At 75.9% G+C, this 21,569-nt stretch carries 1 protein-coding gene and 1 pseudogene (1 of these 2 running past the window's edge); both read left to right on the top strand.

Features of this window, described 5'->3' with window-relative positions; translation table 11 throughout:
- Positions 1-18,612, top strand: a pseudogene (locus tag MUY22_RS37035) (type I polyketide synthase); its annotated part reaches 7,239 nt to the left of the window's first position; the annotation flags it as partial.
- Positions 18,609-21,569, top strand: coding sequence for a non-ribosomal peptide synthetase (locus MUY22_RS37030; protein WP_247051830.1), 2,961 nt, complete (start codon positions 18,609-18,611; stop codon positions 21,567-21,569). The pseudogene MUY22_RS37035 and the gene MUY22_RS37030, both read left to right, overlap by 4 nt.

Genomic DNA, 21,569 nt, shown 5'->3' with positions numbered 1-21,569 from the left:
CGGCTGCCGGCCACGGCGTTCCAGGAGCGGACGTACTGGCTGCCCGCCGGCACCGGCCTCGCCGACGTGTCGGCGGCCGGGCTCACCGCGGCCGGTCACCCGCTGCTCGGCGCCGTCGTCGAAGCCCCCGAGACCGGCGGCGTGGTGCTGACCGGCCGGATCTCGCGATCGCTGCACCCGTGGCTGGCCGACCACGTCGTCGCCGGTGCCACGGTCCTGCCGGCCGCCGCGCTGGTCGAGCTGGCGATCCGCGCCGGTGACCACGTCGGCTGCCCGACCCTGCGTGAGTTCACTGTGGACACTCCGGTCGCGTTGCCGGAGAACGAGGTCCGGCGCGTCCAGATCGTCGTCGGCGCGGCCGACGACGACGGAAAGCGCGAGGTCAGCGTCCACTCCCGGCCCGACACCGACGGCGCGGCCTGGACCAAACACGCCACCGGCCGGCTCGGCACGGGCGTCGCCACCCCCGCCGCCGTGACCGGCGAGTGGCCGCCGTCCGGCGCGGAACCAGTCGACCTGACCGGGTGCTACGACGGTGACGCCCTGACCGCCCTGTGGCGCCGCGACTCAGAGCTGTACGCCGACCTCACCCTGCCCGAGACGCTGTCCACCGATGGCTTCGCGCTCCACCCGGCACTGCTCGCCGCCGCACTGCACCCGGTGCTCGTCACCGACCCCGGCACCGCCCCGCTGACCCCGGCCGCCTGGACCGACGTCGCGATCCACGCCACCGGCGCGCGCACGGTGCGGGCCCGGCTGACCCCGGCCGGCGACGGCGTCGCGCTGCGCCTGACCGACCCCGACGGCCTGCCCGTGCTCACCGCCGCCGCGGTCCGCCACCAGCGGACGGAAGCGGCCGCCACCCACCCCACCGACGTCCTCTTCGGCGTCGACTGGACACCCCTCGACGTGCCTGCGGCCGCGTCGGACTCGACGTCGCAGGTCGTCACGGAACTCACCGAGACGGCCACGGCCGGGGACTACGTCCTGCTGCCGGTACCCGCGGGCACCGGCAGCACCGAACCCGAACGCGCCCGGTCCACTGTGGACACAGTGCTCAAAGCGATCCAGACACTGCTCACCGAGCCGCGCTGGGCCGGGACCCGGCTCGTCCTGCTCACCCGCAACGCCGTCGCCACCCGGGACGGCGAGACCGTCGACCCGGTCGCCGCCGCGGTGTGGGGGCTGGCGCGCTCCGCCCAGTCGGAAAACCCGGACCGTCTCCTGCTCGCCGACGTCGACGGGATCCCGGACACGGCGACCCTCGACGCCGCGGTCGCCGCCGGTGAAGGGCAGCTCGCCGTCCGGGACAGCGGCACGTGGGTGCCGCGGCTGACCCGGGTCGTCGCCGGCCCGCCCGCCGTCGCCCTCGATCCGGCCGGCACCGCGCTGATCACCGGCGGTACCGGCGCGCTCGGCGCCGTCGTGGCCCGGCACCTGATCACCACCCACGGCTGCGGCACCGTCGTGCTCGCGTCCCGTCGCGGCCCGGACGCCGACGGTGCGCCGGAACTCGCCGCGGAGCTGCGGGAGCTGGGTGCCCGCGTCGAGATCGTGGCCTGCGACGTCGCCGACCGCGACCAGGTCCGCGCGCTGCTGGCCGGGCTGCCCGCGCCGCTGACCGCCGTCGTGCACACCGCCGGGGTGCTGGAGGACAGCGTCGTCACCTCGCTCGACGCCGCCGCGGTCGACCGGGTGTTCCGGCCCAAGGTCGACGCCGCCACCCACCTCGACGAGCTGACCCGGGACCTCGGCCTGGCCGCGTTCGTCCTGTTCTCCTCCGCCGCGGGTGTGCTGGGCGGTCCCGGCCAGGGCAACTACGCCGCCGCGAACACCTACCTCGACGCGCTCGCCACCCGCCGCCGCGCCGCCGGGCACGCCGCCGTGTCGCTCGCCTGGGGCATGTGGGCCCGCGTCGGCATGGGCGGGCGGCTCGACACCGCCGACACCGCGCGGATGGCCCGCTCGGGCATCGGCGCGGTGGACGTCGAGCACGGCATGCGGCTGCTCGACCGCGCGCTCGGCGCGGACCGCGCGGCCCTGGTCCCGGTGGTCCTCGAACCGGCGATCCTGCGCGACTACGCCCGGCTCGGCGTGCTGCCCGCGATCTTCCGCGGCCTGGTCGGCGGCGTCCGCCGCGCCGCGCGCGACGGCGACCCGACCGGCGGCCTGCCGGACCGGCTCGCCGGGCTCGACCCCGCCGAACAGCTCGCGGTGCTGACCGACCTGGTCCGCGCCGAGGCCGCCGTCGTGCTCGGCGACGCCGAGGGCGTGGGCGCGTCGCGCGCCTTCCGCGACGCCGGGTTCGACTCGCTGACCGCGGTGGAGCTGCGCAACCGGCTCACCGTGAAGACCGGCGTCAACCTGCCCTCCACGGCCGTTTTCGACTACCCCAACCCGGAAGCGCTGGCCGGGCACCTGCACACCGAACTGGTCGGATCCGCCGCGCCCGCCGTGGTGGCGTCGGCCGCGACCGCTGCCGACGACGACCCGATCGTCATCGTCGGGACCGCCCTGCGCCTGCCCGGCGGCATCGACAGCCCCGAAGGCCTGTGGGAGCTGCTGCTCGACGGCGGTGACGCGATCGCGCCGTTCCCCGCCGACCGCGGCTGGGACCTCGGCGACCTCTACGACGCCGATCCGGACGCCTCCGGCAAGACCTACGTCCGCCACGGCGGCTTCCTGACCGGCGCCGGGCTGTTCGACCCGGAGTTCTTCGGCATCTCGCCGCGCGAGGCCCTCGCCATGGACCCGCAGCAGCGCCTGCTGCTGACGACGTCCTGGGAGGCCTTGGAACGCGCCGGCGTCTCACCGGTTTCGTTGCGCGGCAAGAACATCGGCGTCTTCCACGGCGCCGCCTACCAGGGTTACGGGCTGGGCGCGCGGACCACCGGGCTGGACGGCCTGCTGGGCACCGGCTCGACGACCAGCGTCGTCGCCGGGCGGGTGTCGTACGTGCTGGGCGTGCAGGGCCCGTCGGTCACGGTGGACACGGCGTGTTCGTCGTCGCTGGTGGCGATGCACTTCGCGGCGCAGGCGCTGCGTTCGGGTGAGTGTTCGATGGCGCTGGCGGGCGGCGTGACGGTGATGGCGACCCCGGCGACGTTCGTCGAGTTCTCGCGTCAGCGCGGGCTCGCCCCCGACGGGCGTTGCAAGCCGTTCGCCGAGGCCGCCGACGGCACCGCGTGGGGTGAGGGCGCCGGGGTCGTCGTGCTCCAGCGCCTGTCCGACGCGCTGCGCGAAGGCCGTCACGTGCTGGCCGTGGTGAAGGGCACCGCGGTCAACTCCGACGGCGCGTCCAACGGCCTGACCGCCCCCAACGGCCCCGCCCAGCAGGCGGTCATCCGGCAGGCGCTGGCCAACGCCGAACTGTCCACTTCGGACGTCGACGTCGTCGAGGCCCACGGCACCGGCACGACACTGGGTGACCCGATCGAAGCCCAGGCGCTGCTGGCGACCTACGGGCAGGACCGGCCCGCCGACCGGCCGTTGCTGCTCGGCGCGCTGAAGTCGAACCTCGGCCACATCCAGGCCGCGTCCGGCGTCGCTGGTGTGGTCAAGATGATCCTGGCCCTCGAGCACGGCGTGCTGCCGAAGACCCTGCACCTGGACGAGCCGTCGTCCCATGTGGACTGGACGGCGGGCTCGGTCCGGCTGCTCGGCGAGCAGACGCCGTGGCCGGAGACCGGCCACCCGCGCCGGGCCGCCGTGTCGTCGTTCGGCGTCTCCGGGACCAACGCCCACGTCATCCTCGAACAGCCGCCGTTCGCCGAGGTCACCGACCGGCCCGCCGAGCCCGCCGGACCGGTCCCGCTGGTGGTCTCGGCCCGTTCCGAAGCCGGGCTCGCCGCACAGGCCGAACGGCTGGCGGCGCACCTGGCCGCGGCGCCGGACGTCCGGCTCACCGACGTCGCCGGTGCCCTCGTGTCCGCCCGGGCCGCGTGGGAACACCGCGCTGTGGTGCTCGCCGCCGATCCCGGCCAGGCCGTGACCGCCTTGCGCGAAGGCGGCGCCATCCGGGGCGAAGTGGACCCCGCCGGTGCCGGTGTCGCATTTCTGTTCACCGGCCAGGGCGCGCAACGCGCCGGGATGGGCCGGGAACTCCACGCGGCGTTCCCGGTGTTCGCCATCGCCTTCGACGCGGCCTGCGCCGAACTGGACCGGCACCTGCCGGAGCACCCGCCGGTCCGCGACGTCGTCTTCGCCGAGCCGGGCACCGACCTCGCCGCGCTGCTGGACGACACCGTGTTCACCCAGGCCGGGCTGTTCGCGGTCGAGACGGCGATGTTCGCGCTGGTCCGCTCGTGGGGCGTCCGGCCGCGCGCGGTCGCGGGCCACTCGCTCGGCGAGATCACCGCGGCCCACGTCGCCGGGGTGCTGTCCCTGACCGACGCCGCGAAACTGGTGGCCGCCCGCGGCCGGCTGATGTCGGCGCTGCCCGCCGGGGGCGCGATGGTCGCGATCGCCGCGTCCGAAGAGGACGTCGCCGCCGCGCTCGACGACCGCGTGTCGCTGGCCGCGGTCAACGGCCCGGAATCCGTGGTGATCTCCGGTGCGCACGACGCCGTGCACGCGGTCGCCGAGGCGTTCGCGGCCCGCGGCTGCCGCACGAAGACGTTGACCGTGAGCCACGCGTTCCACTCGCCGCTGATGGACCCGATGCTGGCCGAGTTCGCGGCCGTGGCCGAGACGCTGGACTACCGGCCGCCGACGATCCCGGTGGTCTCGATGGTGTCCGGCACCGCCGACTGCGCCACGCCCGAACACTGGGTCGAGCAGGTCCGCCGCCCGGTGCGGTTCGCCGACGCCGTCGGCGCGCTGGCCGGCCGGTCGCTGCTGGTCGAGCTGGGCCCGGACGGTGTACTGAGCGGGCTCGCCGGCGCGCTGCCCGGCGCCCCCGCCGCGGTCGCGCTGACCCGGCGCGACCGGCCCGAGGTGCCGACGGCGATGCGCGCGCTGGCCGAGGTGTTCGTCCGCGGCGAGGACGTCGACTGGACCGCGCTGCTGCCCGCGTCGCGGGTCCTGGTCCCGGTGCCGACGACGGCGTTCCAGGACCGGCGGTTCTGGCTGGAGCCCCAAGAATCCGGCAGTGCCGCGGCGCTGGGCCTGACGCCGGCCGCGCACCCGCTCGTGGGCGCGGTGCTGGACACGCCCGGCTCCGACGGTGTCGCGCTGGCGGGCCGGTTGTCGCAGGCCCTGCAGCCGTGGCTGGCCGACCACGCCATCGGCGGGGTCGTGCTCGTGCCGGGTACCGCGCTGGTCGAGCTCGCCGTCCGCGCGGGTGACGACGTGGGTTGCCCGGTGCTCGACGAACTCGTCATCGAGGCACCGCTGCTGCTGCCCGCGGACGCCGTGCTGCGCCTGCAGGTCGTCGTCGGCGAGCTGGACGCGACCGGCCGCCGCGCGGTTGCGGTGTACACCCGCCCGGAGACCGGCGACGCGGGCTGGACGCGGCACGCGGCCGGGTTCCTCGGCACCGCCGTGCCGGCCGCCGCCGCGGCACCCGCGGTCTGGCCGCCGGACGGCGCGCTCCCGCTCGACCTCGACGGCTTCTACACCGCGCTCGCCGACCACGGTTACGGCTACGGTCCGGCTTTCCAGGGCCTGACCGCCGTCTGGTCGCACGGGCCGGAGCTGTTCGGCGAGGTCGTCCTGCCGGAAGCCGCGGCCGACGACGGGTTCGCGATCCACCCGGCCCTGTTCGACGCGGCCCTGCACACCGCGCTGGTCACCGCGGGCTCGGGCGAGCGCGACGGCATCGAGCTGCCCTTCGCGTGGAACCGCGTCGCCGTCCACGCCATCGGCGCGACCACGGTCCGCGTCCGCGTCACCCCCGCCGCGGACGGCGGGATGGCGGTGGAGCTGAGCGACCCGGCGGGCACGCCGGTGCTGTCGGTGGGCTCGCTGGTCAGCCGGCCGGTCACCGCCGCGAAGCTCGACGCCGGACCCGGGATCGGCGCCCTCTACCGGGTTTCCTGGACCGAACTGCCCGCCGTGGGCGAGCCGAACGCCGTCCCCACGAAGACGATCACCGGCCCCGCCGACCTGGCGGGCGACGGTGAACCGGGACTGCTCCTGCTGCCGGTGACCACCGCGCAGCTCCCCGACGACGCCCGGGCCGCGGTGACCACCGTGCTCGAGACCGTCCAGGCGTTCCTCGCCGACGACCGGTGGCGCGGCGCGCGGCTGATCGTCGTCACCGACGGCGCCGTCGACCCGCTCGGTACGCACCCGGCCGATCCGGCGGCCGCGGCGGTCTGGGGCCTGATCCGCTCGGCCCAGCTGGAGAACCCGGGCCGGCTCGTGCTGGCCGACACCCAGGAGACCGTCGGCAGTGCGCTGGCCGCGGCGATCGACGCGGGGGAGAGCCAGTTCGCCGTCCGTGACGGCCGGATCCTGGTGCCCCGCCTGGAAAAGACGCTCACGGACACCGACCGGCCCGCCGGGTTCGACCCGGCCGGGACGGTGCTCGTCACCGGCGGTTCCGGCACCCTTGGCGGTCTCGTGGCCCGGCACCTGGTGACGGTCCACGGCGTCCGGAGCCTGCTGCTGGCGTCCCGTCGCGGCCCGGCCGCGCCCGGTGCGCCGGAGCTGGCGGCCGAGCTGCGCGACCTCGGCGCCGAGGTGCGGCTGGTGGCGTGCGACGTCGCCGACCGCGACCAGGTCCGCGCGCTGCTCGCCGACGTCCCGGCGACCGCGCCGCTGACCGCGGTGGTGCACACCGCCGGCGTGCTCGACGACGGCACCTTCGACGCCCTCGACGCCGCCCGTGTCGACGCCGTGTTCCGGCCGAAGGCCGACGCGGCGGTGCACCTCGACGAGCTGACCCGCGACCTCGGCTTGGGCGCGTTCGTCCTGTACTCCTCGGTCGCCGGGGTGCTCGGCAGCGCCGGGCAGGCCAGCTACGCCGCGGCCAACGCCTTCCTCGACGCGCTGGCCGCCCGCCGCCGCGCCGCCGGGCACCCGGCCGTGTCGCTCGCCTGGGGCATGTGGGCCGAAGCGAGCACCATGACCGCGGGCCTCGGCGAAGCCGACGACGCCCGCGTCGACCGCTCCGGCATGACCCGGCTCGACGCCGCCGCGGGTCTGCGCCTGCTGGACGCGGCGCTGACCGCCGACAACGCCGTGCTCGTGCCGGCCGCGCTGGATCTGCCGGTGCTGCGCGGGCACGCCCGTGCGGGTGTCCTGCCGTCGATCCTCTGGGGCGTGGCCGGGCGCGGCCGCCGGACCGCCCAGGCGGCGTCGGCGTCCACCGGCCTGCTCGCCGAGCTCGCCGGTCTCGACGCCGCCGGGCAGCTGGCCGCGCTGACCGAGCTGGTCCGCGCCGAAGCCGCCGTCGTGCTCGGCAGCGGTGCGGGAATCGGTGTGGCGAAGGCGTTCCGCGACGCCGGGTTCGACTCGCTGACCGCGGTCGAGCTGCGCAACCGGCTGACCGCCGCCACCGGCGTGACGCTGCCCGCGACCGTCGTGTTCGACTACCCGAGCCCGGCCGTCCTGGCCGAACACCTGCACAATGAACTGGCCGGTGACGCGGCCCCCGAAGCCCCCAGTACCACGGTCGCGGTGCGCACGGCGGCGGCCGACGACCCGATCGCCATCGTCGGGATCGGCGTCAAGCTGCCCGGCGGGGTGGCCACGCCCGAGGACCTGTGGGACCTGCTGCGCAGTGGTGGGGACGGGATCACCGAGTTCCCGACCGGTCGCGGCTGGGACGCGGACAGCCTGTACGACCCTGATCCGGACGCCGCGGGCAAGACCTACACCCGCCACGGCGGTTTCCTGCACGACGCCGGGCAGTTCGACCCCGCGTTCTTCGGCATCTCGCCGCGGGAGGCCCTCGCGATGGACCCGCAGCAGCGGCTGCTGCTGGAGACGTCGTGGGAGGCCGTGGAGCGCGCCGGGATCGACCCGACGTCGCTGCGCGGGCAGCGGGTCGGCGTGTTCACCGGCCTGATGTACTACGACTACGGCATGGGTGCCCAGGCCGACGGCCTGGAAGGCCTGCTCGGCACCGGCGGTTCGGGCGGCGCGGCCGCCGGGCGCGTCTCCTACGTGCTCGGCGTGCAGGGCCCGTCGGTCACGGTGGACACGGCGTGTTCGTCGTCGCTGGTGGCGATCCACCTCGCCGCGCAGGCGCTGCGCTCGGGCGAGTGCACGATGGCGCTGGCCGGTGGCGCGACGGTGATGGCCACGCCGGGTCCGTTCATCGGGTTCTCCCGTCAGCGCGGCCTGGCCGCCGACGGCCGGTGCAAGTCGTTCGCCGAAGCGGCCGACGGCACCGCCTGGGGCGAGGGCGTCGGCGTGCTGGTGCTGCAGCGGCTGTCCGACGCGCGTCGCGAAGGCCGTGAGGTGCTGGCCGTGGTCCGGGGGAGCGCGGTCAACTCCGACGGCGCGTCCAACGGCCTCACCGCGCCCAACGGGCCCGCGCAGCAGGCGGTCATCCGCCAGGCGCTGGCCGACGCCGGTCTGGCCGCAGCGGACGTCGACGCCGTCGAGGCGCACGGCACCGGCACCACGCTGGGCGACCCGATCGAGGCGCAGGCCGTGCTCGCGACCTACGGCCAGGACCGGGAGACGCCGCTGTGGCTGGGCTCCCTGAAGTCCAACGTGGGGCACACCCAGGGCGCCGCCGGCGTGGCCGGGGTGATCAAGATGGTCCTGTCCATGCGGCACGGGCTGCTGCCGAAGACCCTGCACGTCGACACGCCGTCGTCCAAAGTGGACTGGACGGCCGGTGCGGTGCGGTTGCTCACCGAGGAGACGGCGTGGCCTGAACTGGGCCGGCCGCGTCGTTCGGCGGTGTCGTCGTTCGGCGTCAGCGGTACCAACGCGCACGTGATCGTCGAACAGGCGCCCGCCGCGGTCGTCGAGGCCGCGCCGGACGCGCCGGCGATCGTCCCGGTCGTGGTGTCGGCCCGCTCCCGGCGTGGCCTGACCGCGCAGGCGGCCCGGGTCGCCGCGCACCTGGAGGCGGGCCACGACCTCGCGGCCGTGGCCGGTTCACTGCTGTCGTCGCGGGCGGTGTGGGAACACCGGGCCGTGGTGCTCGCGGGTGACCGCGACGCCGCGGTGGCCGGGCTGACCGCCGTCGACGGCCCCGGTGTCGTCCGCGGCGAGGTCGATCCCGAGACCTCGGGTGTCGGGATCGTGTTCACCGGTCAGGGCGCGCAGCGGCCCGGGATGGGCCGGGAGCTGTACGCCGCCTACCCGGTGTACGCGGAGGCGTTCGACGAGGTCTGCGCCGCGCTGGACGCGCACCTCGACGGCCGGCCTGCCGTGCGGGACGTGGTGTTCGCCGAGCCGGGCACCGACCTGGCCGCGCTGCTGGACGACACGGCGTTCACCCAGGCCGGGCTGTTCGCCGTCGAGGTGGCGATGTTCCGGCTCGTGCGGTCGTGGGGCGTCCGGCCGAAGCTGCTCGCCGGGCACTCGCTGGGCGAGCTGACCGCGGCCCACGTCGCCGGGGTGCTGTCGCTGGCGGACGCGGCGAAACTGGTCGCCGCCCGCGGCCGGTTGATGTCGGCGCTGCCCGCCGGGGGCGCGATGGTCGCCGTCGCGGCCACCGAAGGCGACGCGCTGAAGGCCATCGAAGCGGTCGACGGGCACGTCTCGATCGCCGCGGTCAACGGGCCCGAATCGGTCGTGCTCTCCGGCGAGCACGAGCCGGTGCACGCGGTCGCCGGCCGGCTCGCCGCCGAGGGCCGCAAGACGTCGGTGCTCACGGTGAGCCACGCGTTCCACTCGGCCCTGATGGACCCGATGCTCGACGAGTTCCGGGCCGTCGCCGAAACGCTCACCTACCGGCCGCCGGCCATCCCGGTCGTCTCCGCGGTGACCGGCACCTTCGCCGACGACCTGGGCTCTCCGGACCACTGGACGGCCCAGGCACGCCGGACGACGCGGTTCGCCGACGTCGTCACCACCATCGCCGGGCGCTCGCCCGCGCTGGTGCTCGAACTCGGCCCGGACGCGGTGCTGTCGGCCCTGGTCGCGGCGGCCGGCACCCCCGCGGTCGCGCTCACCCGGCGCGACCGGCCCGAGGTGGCCACCGCGCTGACCGCGCTCGCCGAGCTGTTCGTGCGCGACGCCGGCGTCGACGCGTCCGCGCTGCTCGCCGGGCCGCGACGCGTGGTTCCGGTGCCCACCACGGCGTTCCAGCACACCGAGTACTGGGTGCGCCCGGCCACCGGTGGCAACGCCGCCGGGCTCGGCCAGGCGGCGCTGGACCACCCGCTCGCCGGCGCGGTCGTGGAGATCCCCGGCGGCGGCTTCGCGCTGACCGGTCGCGTCTCGCGCGAACTGCAGCCGTGGCTGGCCGACCACGTCGTCGGCGGCGTGCTGCTGGTGCCGGGGGCCGCGCTGGTCGAGCTGGCGCTGCGGGCCGGCGCGTACGGCGACTGCCCGATGCTCGACGAGCTGGTGATCGAGGCGCCGATGCTCGTCCCGGAGACCGGCGCCCTGGACCTGCGGGTCGTCGTCGCCGAGGTCGACGACCTCGGCCGCCGCGCGGTCGCGGTGCACTCGCGACCCGACGGTATGGACGTCGAATGGACCCGGCACGCCACCGGCTACCTGACGCCGGCCGTGCCCACCGCCGTGCGCGACACGGCGCCATGGCCGCCCGCGGACGCGGAACCCGTTGCCCTGGAGGACTTCTACGACCTGCTCGCCGAGCAGGGTTACGACTACGGCCCGGTCTTCCAGGGCCTGACCGCCGCCTGGCGCCGCGGCCCGGAGAACTTCGGCGAACTGACGCTGCCCGAGACGGCCGAGGCGCGCGGCTTCACCCTGCACCCCGCGTTGCTCGACGCCGCCCTGCACGCCGGCTTCCTGACCGGGGTCGAGAGCGGCGGCACCCTCGGCGTCCCGTTCGCCTGGAACCGGATCGCGCTGCACGCGCCGGGCGCGGACCGCCTGCGCGTGCGCGTCGCCCCGGCCGCTTCCGGCATTTCGGTGGACCTGACCGACGAAACCGGGGCGCCGGTCCTGTCGGTGGCGTCCGTGGTGAGCCGCCCGCTGCAGGCCGGCGCGCCGCGCCGGGACGACCTGCTGTTCGGCCTCGACTGGGTCCCCTGGGCCGAACCGGCCGTGGCCGAACCCGGCGTCGTACGCGGCATCGACGACCTGACCGGCCCGGCAGCCGACTGGTACGTCCTGCCCGTGGCCGGCGGAACGACACTGCACGAGGCGACGGCCGACGTACTGGCCGTGCTGCGCGCGTTCCTGGCCGACCCGGACCTGCGGGATGCGCGGCTCGCCGTCGTCACCCACGGCGCGGTCGACGCGGCCGGGACCGTCGCCGACCCGGTGCTCGCCGCCGTATGGGGGCTGGTGCGCGCGGCCCAGGCCGAGGAACCCGGCCGCGTGCTGCTGGCCGACCTCGACACCGGCGACGCTCCGATGGACGTCCTCGCGGGCGCCGCGTCGGCGCAGGAATGGCAGGTCGCCGTGCGCGAGGACGCCGTGTGGGTCCCGCGCCTGAACCGCGTCACCGCCGAACAGACGGACGTCGCCGCCCTCGACCCGGCGGGCACGGTCGTGATCACCGGCGGCACCGGCGCGCTGGGCGCGGTCGTGGCCCGGCACGTCGTCGCCACGCACGGGATCCGCAGCCTGGTGCTCGCCTCCCGGCGCGGGCTCGCCGCCGACGGCGCGGCCGAACTGGCCGCCTCGCTGCGGGCACTGGGCGCACGGGTCGACGTCGTGACTTGCGACGTCGCCGACCGTGACCAGGTCCGCGGGCTGCTGGCCGCCGTCCCGGCCGACGCGCCGCTGACGGCCGTCGTGCACACCGCCGGCGTGCTGGGCGACGGCATGATCGGCACCCTCGACCCCGACCGGCTGGCCACGGTGTTCGGCCCGAAGGCCGACGCCGCGAGCCACCTCGACGAGCTGACCCGCGACCTGGACCTGGCGGCGTTCGTCCTGTTCTCCTCCGTCGCCGGCACGCTCGGCAGCGCCGGGCAGGGCAACTACTCGGCGGCCAACGCGTTCCTCGACGCTCTCGCCGCCCGCCGCCGCGCGGCCGGGCACCCGGCGGTCTCGCTGGCCTGGGGTCTCTGGGCCGCCGAGGGCAGCGCCATGACCGGCGGCCTCGGCGCGGCGGACACCGCGCGCATGGCGCGCTCGGGCATCAAGGCGATCGACGCCGAGCAGGGCATACGCGCCCTCGACACCGCGCTGTCCGCCGACCGTGCGGTGCTGGTGCCGCTCGCGCTGGACCTCCCGGTCCTGCGCGGCCACGCGCGCGCCGGTGTGCTGCCCGCGACCCTGCGCGAGATCGTCGGCAAGGTTCGCCGCCCGGCGGACCGGACCGCGGCGGCCGACGGCGTGCTGTCCCGGCTGGCCGGTCTGGACGCCGACGCCCAGCGGACGCTGCTCACCGACCTGGTGCGCACCGAAGCCGCCGTCGTGCTCGGCGGCGCCGACCCGATGGCGGTCTCGACGGCGTTCCGCGACGCCGGGTTCGACTCGATGACCGCGGTGGAGCTGCGCAACCGGCTGAGCACGGCCACCGGCGTCACCCTGCCCGCCACGGTCGTGTTCGACTTCCCGAACCCCGCCGCCCTCGCCGGGCACCTGCTCGGCGAACTGGTCGGCGAGGACGACGTCCGCGTGGTGACCGCGGCGACCGGCGCACTCGCCGACGACCCGATCGTGATCGTCGGCATGGGCGTGCGCCTGCCCGGCGGCGTGGCGACCCCGGACGGCCTGTGGGACCTGGTCCACGAGGGCCGCGACGCCGTGTCGGCGTTCCCCGAGGACCGCGGCTGGGACCTCGGGGCGCTGCTCGGCGGCGACCCGGACGCGACGGGCCGCTCGGTCACCCGTTCCGGCGGCTTCCTGCACGACGCGGGCCTGTTCGACCCCGGTTTCTTCGGCATCTCGCCGCGTGAGGCCCTCGCGATGGACCCGCAGCAGCGGCTGTTGCTCGAGACCTCGTGGGAGGCCCTCGAACGCGCCGGGGTCGATCCGACGTCGCTGCGTGGGCAGGACGTCGGCGTCTTCACCGGCCTGATGTACCAGGGTTACGGCGCGGGCGTGCGGTCGGCGGAGCTGGAAGGCCTGCTGGGCACCGGTTCGGCGAGCAGTGTCGCCGCGGGCCGCGTGTCCTACGTGCTCGGTGTGCAGGGCCCGGCCGTCACGGTGGACACGGCGTGTTCGTCGTCGCTGGTGGCGATCCACCTGGCGGCCCAGTCGCTGCGCTCCGGCGAGTGCTCGGTCGCCCTGGCCGGTGGCGCGACGGTGATGGCGTCGCCGTCGACGTTCGTCGAGTTCTCCCGCCAGGGCGCGCTGTCGGCCGACGGCCGGTGCAAGTCGTTCTCGGACGACGCCGACGGCACCGGCTGGGCCGAAGGCGTCGGCGTCGTGGTGCTGCAGTGGCTGTCCGACGCGCGCCGCGAAGGCCGTCCGGTACTGGCAGTGGTCAAGGGCACCGCCGTGAACCAGGACGGCGCGTCCAACGGCCTGACCGCGCCGAACGGCCCGGCCCAGCAGGCGGTGATCCGCCAGGCGCTGGCCAACGCGGGCTTGCGGCCGTCCGACGTGGACGCCGTCGAGGCCCATGGCACCGGCACCATGCTCGGTGACCCGATCGAAGCGCAGGCCGTCATCGCGACCTACGGCCAGGAGCGGGACGAGCCGCTGTGGCTCGGTTCGCTCAAGTCCAACATCGGGCACTCCCAGGCCGCCGCGGGCGTCGCGGGCGTGATCAAGATGATCCTCGCCATGCGGCACGGCCTGTTGCCGCGCACGCTGCACGCGGGCACGCCGTCGTCCAAAGTGGACTGGGCGTCGGGTGCCGTGCGGTTGCTGACCGACGAGGTCGCCTGGCCCGAGCCCGGGCGTCCGCGCCGGGCCGGCGTGTCGTCGTTCGGCGTCTCCGGCACCAACGCGCACGTCATCCTCGAACAGGGCCCACCGCCCGCCCCGGCCGACGCCGGCGACGGCACGGCGGTGCCCGTGGTGCTGTCCGCGCGCTCGGCCCGCGGTCTGGCCGCGCAAGCCGAGCGCCTGGCGGACTTCCTGGCCGCCGAGGGAGACGCGTCGCTGCCCGAGGTGGCCCGCACGCTGCTGACCGGCCGTGCGGCGTGGGACCACCGCGCGGTCGTCGTGGCCGGCGACGTCGAGACGGCGATCGACGGCCTGCGCGGGGTCGCCGGTGGCCGGTCGGTCGTCGGGGTGCGCACCGGGGCCGTCGTCCCGGCCACCGCGGGTGGGACCGTGCTGGTCTTCCCGGGCCAGGGCACGCAGTGGGCCGGCATGGGCCGCGAGCTGCTCGGCACCGAGCCGGCGTTCGCCGCCCGGATGGCCGAGTGCGAACGCGCGCTGACGCCGCACTTCGACTGGACGCTCTCCGACGTCATCGCCGGCGCGCCCGGTGCGCCGGGCCTGGACCGCGTGGACGTCGTCCAGCCGGTGTCGTGGGCGGTGCTGGTCTCGCTGGCCGCGCTGTGGCAGGCCGCCGGCGTCCGGCCCGACGCCGTGGTCGGCCACTCGCAGGGTGAACTGGCCGCGGCGTGTGTCGCCGGGGCGCTGTCCCTCGAGGACGCCGCGAAGGTGATCGCCGTGCGCAGCAAGCTGATCCGCGACGAGCTGTCCGGGCACGGCACCATGCTGTCGGTGCTGGCCGGCGCCGACGTGGTCGAGCCGCTGCTCGGCGACCTGGCCGGCCGCGTGTCGATCGCCGCGGTGAACGCGCCGGACTCGGTCACGCTCTCCGGCGAGCCCGAGGCGATCGACACCGTCGAGCGCCGGTTGGCCAAGGCGGGGATCATGCGCTGGCGGCCGGAAGGCGTCGACTTCGCCGCCCACACCGCCCAGGTCGAGCCGCTGCGCGAGCGCGTCCTCGCGCAGCTCGCGAACCTCTCACCGCGTACCGCCGAGATCCCGCTGCTGTCCACGACGACCGGCGACTGGGCCGACGGCGAGGAGCTGGACGCCCGGTACTGGTACGAGAACATGCGTCACCCGGTGCGCTTCGCCGACGCCACCCGGACGCTGGCCGAGCGCGGATTCCGGGTGTTCGTCGAGGTCGGGCCGCACCCGGTCCTGACCACCGCGCTGGGGGAGACCCTGGACGACGCGGGAGTGCGTGACGCCGTCGTGTGCGGCACGCTGCAGCGCGGCCAAGGCGACCGGGGCCGGTTCCTGGAGTCCCTCGCCGAGCTGTTCGTCCGCGGCGTCGCCGTCCGCTGGCCCGCGAGCCCGGTTATCGGGTCGGTCGCGGCCGTGCCGACGTCGGCGTTCCAGCACGAGCACTTCTGGCTGGTGCCGCAGGCCGCCACCGACGCGGCCGGGCTGGGCCAGACGGCGCTCGCGCACCCGGTGCTCGGTGCCGCGGTCGAGGACCCGGACACCGGCGGCGTGGTCTTGACCGGGCGGCTCGCGCTGGCCACGCACCCGTGGCTGGCCGACCACGCCGCCCACGGCGTCGTCCTGGTTCCGGGCGCGGCGTTGGTCGAACTGGCCGTCCAAGCCGGCGACCGGGTCGGCGCGTCGGTGCTGGAGGAGCTGGTGATCGAGGCGCCGATGCTCGTGCCCGAGACCACCGCCCTGCGCGTCCACGTCGTCGTCGGGGCGGCCGCGGAACCGGACGGCCGCCGAACCGTCGTGATCCACTCGCGTCCCGAGACCGACGGCGCGGACTGGACTCGCCACGCCTCCGGGACGCTCGCCGAGACCACGGTGCCCGCCGGCGCCGGGCTGCGCGAGTGGCCACCCACCGGCGCGCAAGCGATCGAGGTGGGCGAGCTGTACGACACCCTCGGCGCCCGCGGGTACGACTACGGCCCCGCTTTCCGCGGCCTGACCGCGGCCTGGACGCGCGGTGACGAGATCTTCGCCGAAGTGACGCTGCCGCCGCAGGCCGACGGCACCGGGTTCGTCTTCCACCCGGCCCTGCTCGACGCCGCCCTGCACGCGCCCATGCTGGCGCCGACGACCGGTGACGAAGTCTCGCTGCCGTTCGCGTGGACGGGTGTCGCGGTGCACGCCACGGCCACCGGCGCCGTCCGCGTCCGGCTCACCCCGGCCGACGGCGGCGTCGCGATCGATCTCGCCGACACCGCGGGTGAACCGGTCCTCTCGGTCGGCTCGCTGGTGACCCGGCCCGTCTCGCCCGACCAGCTCACGACCGGCCCGGACGGCGGGACCGACGGGCTCTTCGGCATCGACTGGACCGTGCTGCCGGTCCCGGCCGGCCCGCCGGTCGACGCCGTCTTCCTCGACGGCCCGGCGGACCTGGCCGAGGCGGGCGCTCCGCCGTGGCTGGTGCTGAGGCCCGGCGCCGGCGAGGACGGCGAACCCACACCGCGGCGGGTGCGGACCGTGCTCGCCGACGTCCTCACGACGCTGCAGACCGTGCTCACCGACCCGGCCCGGGAGGACACCCGGCTGGTCGTCACCACCCGGAACGCCGTGGCCACCGAGACCGCCGACCCGGTCGCGGCGGCCGTGTGGGGCCTGGTGCGCGCGGCGCAGACGGAGAACCCCGGCCGCGTCCTGCTCGCCGACCTCGGCACCGACGGTGACCTGCCGCCGGACGTCGTCACGCCGGTGACCGACGCGGGCGAGTGGCAGATCGTCGTCCGGGACGAGCGGGTGCTCGTGCCCCGGCTGGCGGCCGGGACGTCGGAGTCCGACGGCGACCTCCCCTGCACGTTCGGCCCGAAGGGCACGGTGCTGATCACCGGCGGCACCGGCGCGCTGGGCTCGCTGGTGGCCCGGCACCTGGTGACCGAACACGGCGTCCGCGACCTGGTGCTGGTCTCGCGCCGCGGCGGCGGTGCGGACCTCGGCGCCGAGCTGCGGGAGCTGGGGGCGCGCGTCGAGGTGGTGGCGTGCGACGTCGGCGACCGCGACCAGGTGCGCGACCTGCTCGCCCGGGTCCCGTCGGACGCGCCGCTGGCCGGCGTGGTGCACGCCGCGGGCGTGCTCGACGACGGCGTGATCACCGCGCTCGACCCGGCGCGGATCGACACCGTCTTCGGCCCGAAGGCCGACGCGGCGGTGCACCTCGACGAGCTGACCCGCGACCTCGGCCTGACGGCGTTCGTGCTGTTCTCGTCGGTGTCCGGGCTGCTCGGCAGCGCCGGGCAGGGCAACTACGCCGCGGCCAGCACGTTCCTCGACGCGCTCGCGGCCCGCCGCCGCGCCGCCGGGCACCCGGCCGTCTCGCTGGCGTGGGGCCTGTGGGCGCAGGCCAGCGGGATGACCGGCGACCTCGGCGAAGCCGACTTCGCGCGGATGGCGCGATCGGGGATGACGGCGCTCGACGCCGCGCAGGGCCTGCGGCTGTTCGACGCCGGCCTCACCGCGCCCCGGCCGCTCGTGGTGCCGGTCGGCATCGACGTCGCCGGGCTGCGGGCCCAGGCCCGCTCGAGCGGGACGGTGGCACCGATCCTGCGCGGCCTGGTCGGACGCGTCCGCCGGACCGCGACGGCCGCCGCGGCCGGAACCGGCCTCACCACGCGGCTGGCCGGGCTGGATCGCGCCGGCCGGCTCGCGGTGCTGGTCGAGCTCGTCCGCACCGAGGCCGCGGCCGAACTGGGCTACCGCTCGATCGAGGCGATCGACGCGGACCGGCCGTTCCGGGAGCTGGGGTTCGACTCGCTGACGGCGGTGGGCCTGCGCAACCGGCTCGCCACCGCGACCGGGCAGCGGCTGCCCGCCACCGTCGTCTACGACCTCGAAAACGCCACCGCCCTGGCGGACCTGCTGGCGTCCCGGGTAAACACCACAGAGGCGCCGGCGGCCGCCGGGCCCACGTTCGGCGACATCTACCGGACCCTGCTGCAGCAGGGCAAGGGCCGGGAGATGGAACTGCTGGGCGCCACCGCGGCCGCCGCACGGTCCACTTTCGACAGTGCGGACGAGTTCGACGGCGGGACGCGGGTCGTCCGGCTGGCCGAAGGCGACGAAGGGCCGCACCTGATCTGCTTCGCGCCGCTGGCGGCGATGGACGCCGTGCTGAACTTCAGCAGGCTCGCCAACGAACTGCGGGGCGTCAGCGACCTTTCGCTGGTCGTCACACCCGGGTACGCGCCGGGCGAGCCCCTTGCCGCCGGGTTCGACGTGCTGGTGGCCGCGCTCGCCGAGGCGACGCTCCGGTGTGCCGGCGGGCAGCCGTTCGCGCTGTTCGGCATGTCGTCGGGTGGGGTCCTGGCGGCCGCCGTCGCGGCCGAGCTGGAACGGGCGGGCACGATCCCGGCGGCCGTCGTCCTGGTCGACACCTACGTGCCGGACGAGGTGCCGTCGCGGATGCTGCGCTTCCTCAGCCACCAGTACGCGGCCATGCCGGACTCGGCCGACCTCGACTTCGAGAAGATCACGGCGTCCTCGGTGTACACGCTGATGCTGCAGGGCTGGCGGCCGAGCCCGCTCGCCGCGCCGACCCTGGTCCTGCGGCCCACCGACGCGCTGGCCGGGCCGCCCGAGCTGGAACCGCTGGCCGACGAGGAGTGGCACACGCGCTGGCCGGTCGCGCACGACGAGATCACCTTGGCCGGCGACCACTTCTCCCTGAGCAGCCGCGACGTCGCGGCGGCGGCCGAGGCCGTGCGGACCTGGCTCGGCGAGCTGCCGGCCGACCCGGAAGGAACCCTCCCGTGACCGAGCGGATCTTCTTCTCCGAGCGATTCCTGCTCGCCACGCCGCCGGCCGCGCCGATGTGCATCCAGGTCGTGGTCGAGGGCACCGGAAGCCTCGTCCCGGCGGCACTGGCCGACGCCGTCGGGCGCGCCGCCCGCACCTGCCACGGGTCACGGCTGACCCGCCGCGGCGGCCGGTGGCTCGACAGCGGCCGGGCCCCGGCCGTCCGGACCCTCGACGGCGACCGCGTCGACCGCGTGACGTTCGCGGGCGAACCGGCGTTGGAGCGGCCGCTGACCGGGGCCGGCGGTGCGCCGATGAGCGAGGTCGTCCTGCTCACCGGCGCGCGCCCGGCCGTCGTGTTCCGCGTCCACCACTCCCTGATGGACGGCAAGGGCGCGCTGCTCTGGGCGGGCGAAGTGTTCCGCGCGCTGCGCGGCGAAGTCCCGACGGGTCCCGACGCGCGCACGACGATGCGCGACGTCCAGCACCTGCTCGGTCCCCGTCCCGGGCCCGGACCGGCCAAGCCCACGGCGCCGCCGCCGTTGCGCGGGCGCGCCCCGCTGGCCGCGCGGGGGCACTTCTTCCGGCGGCGCACGGTCGACGGCCGGCACCCGGCCGCGGTGGCCAAGATCGCGACCGCGCTGACGGAGCTGTGCGGCCTCGACCCCGCGACGTTCATCGTCCCGGTCGACCTGCGCCGGCACCTGCCCGGCGGCTTCTCGACCGGCCCGCTGACGTCACAGCTGACCCTGCCCGTGCCGCCCGGCTCGACGTGGCAGCGGACGCAGGAGACGCTCCTGCGGCTGGTCGGCGACGGCCGTCACCTGACCGGCTACCCGCACCCGGCGCTGCTGTGGCTGCTCGACCGCGTGCCGCTCCCGGCCTGGCGCGCCCTGTTGTCCACTGTGGACACCGCGATGGCGGTCAAGGGCAAACCCGGGCCCGCCTTCACCGTGAGCCACCTGGGCCTGGTGGACCTGGCCGACTACACGGCCGGCGGCTTCACCGCGACGACCGTCTGCTCGCTGCCGGTGTGCGGTCTGCTGATCACACCGGTGCTCACGATCGTCGAGGTCGACGGGCGCACCGAGATCATCATCTCCGGCGACGACGTCGACGGCCTGGCGGACCGGGCGGAGGCCCTGCTCGACGGCATCGCCGCCGTGCTTTCCCCACCCGAGGCCCAACTGCGCGGCACCGTCACCCCAGCGGTCGACGAGACGCTGGTGAGCCTGTTCGCCCGCCAGGTCGCGCGGACACCCGGCGCGGTCGCCGTCGTCGAGGGGGACACGACCCTCACCTACGCCGAGCTGGCCGCCCGGTCGGACGCCGTGGCGCACACCCTGGTCGAGCGGGGCGTGCGGCCGGGTGACCTCGTCGGCCTGCTCGCCGAGCGCACCGCCGCCACCCTCGCCGGGCTCTGGGGCGTCCTGAAGGCCGGCGCCGCCTACCTCCCCCTGGACCCGAACCACCCCGACGCGTGGCTGGCCGACCTGCTCGCCGACGCCGGCGCCGCCGCGTGCCTGCTCCCCGCGTCCCACGCCCACCGGCCGTGCACGCCCGACGGCTGCACGCGGATCACCCCGGACAACCGGCGTGCGGCGTTTCCGGGAGTGCCGGTGGCGCCCGAGGACCTGGCGTACGTGATCTACACGTCCGGGTCGACCGGGCGGCCGAAGGGCGTCGAGGTCGAGCACCGGCACGTCGTCAACTACGTGCGGTGGGCGATCCGCGAGTACCGGATCGGTGCTGCGACAAGGTTCCCGCTGTTCACCTCGCTCGCCTTCGACCTGCCGGTCACCGCGATCCTGCTGCCGCTGCTCGCCGGCGGCAGCGTCGCGGTGTTCGCCGAGGAGCCCAACCACGTCGGGCTGACGCGGATGCTGCGCGACAGCGGCGTCGACTCGGTCAAGCTCACGCCGTCGCACCTGGAGCTGATCGCCAGGCTCGGGATCACCGCGCCGGGCGTGCGGCTCGCGATCGTCGGCGGGGAACGGCTGGCGGTGCGGACCGCGGCGGCGGCGCGGGCGGCGTTCGGGCCGGACTGCCGCGTCATCAACGAATACGGGCCGACCGAGGTCACCGTCGGCTGCGTCGTCCACGAGTACGACCCCGCCACCGACGTCGGCGCCGCCGTCCCCATCGGCCGGCCTGCCGACAACGTCACGGTGCACCTGCTCGACGACCGGCGCGCCGCCGTTCCGGCCGGCGAGGTGGGCGCGATCCACCTGAGCGGTGCGCAGACCGTCCGCGGCTACCGCGGCCGGCCGGACCTCACCGAGCGGCTGTTCGTGCGCCTGGCCGACGGCAGCCGCGCGTACGCCACCGGCGACCACGCCCGCGTCCTGCCGTCGGGCGCCCTGGACTACCTCGGCCGCGGCGACGACCAGATCAAGGTGCTCGGCCACCGCGTCGAACCCGCGGAGATCGAGCACGCGCTGGAGACCCACCCCGCGATCAGCCGCGCGGCCGTGGTCGCCAGAAGCCGCCCCGGCGACACGGACCGCGTCCCGTGCGCCTACGTCGTCTGCGCCGGGGACGTGCTACCGGCCGACCTCACGGCCCACCTGGCCGCCCGGGTGCCGAAGCACCTGGTGCCATCGGTGTTCGTGGCGGTACCCGACCTCCCGCTGGCGCCCAGCGGCAAGGTCGACGCCCACGCGCTGCCGGACCCGTTCGCGACGGCGGACGTCCCCACGGCCGAACCGGCGGGCCCGACCGAGTCGGCGCTGGCCGCGATCTGGGCCACGACGCTGGGCCTGCCCGAGCGCGACATCGGCCCGGACAGCGACTTCTACTCCCTGGGCGGCACCTCGCTGACGCTGATGGTGATGGTGGCGAAGGTGTGCGCGGAAGTGGTCGCGCCCGAGGACGAGCCCCGTTTCATGGCGGCACTGGGCGAGATCATCGACAGCCCCACCCTGCGCCGGGTCGCACACCTGGCGGCGAGCCCGGTGCGCGTCCCAATCGCGTGA

The organism is Amycolatopsis sp. WQ 127309, from assembly GCF_023023025.1.
Classification (GTDB): Bacteria; Actinomycetota; Actinomycetes; order Mycobacteriales; family Pseudonocardiaceae; genus Amycolatopsis.
Note: the sequence above shows the minus strand (reverse complement) of the source record. Positions and strands in the feature narration are given on the sequence as shown.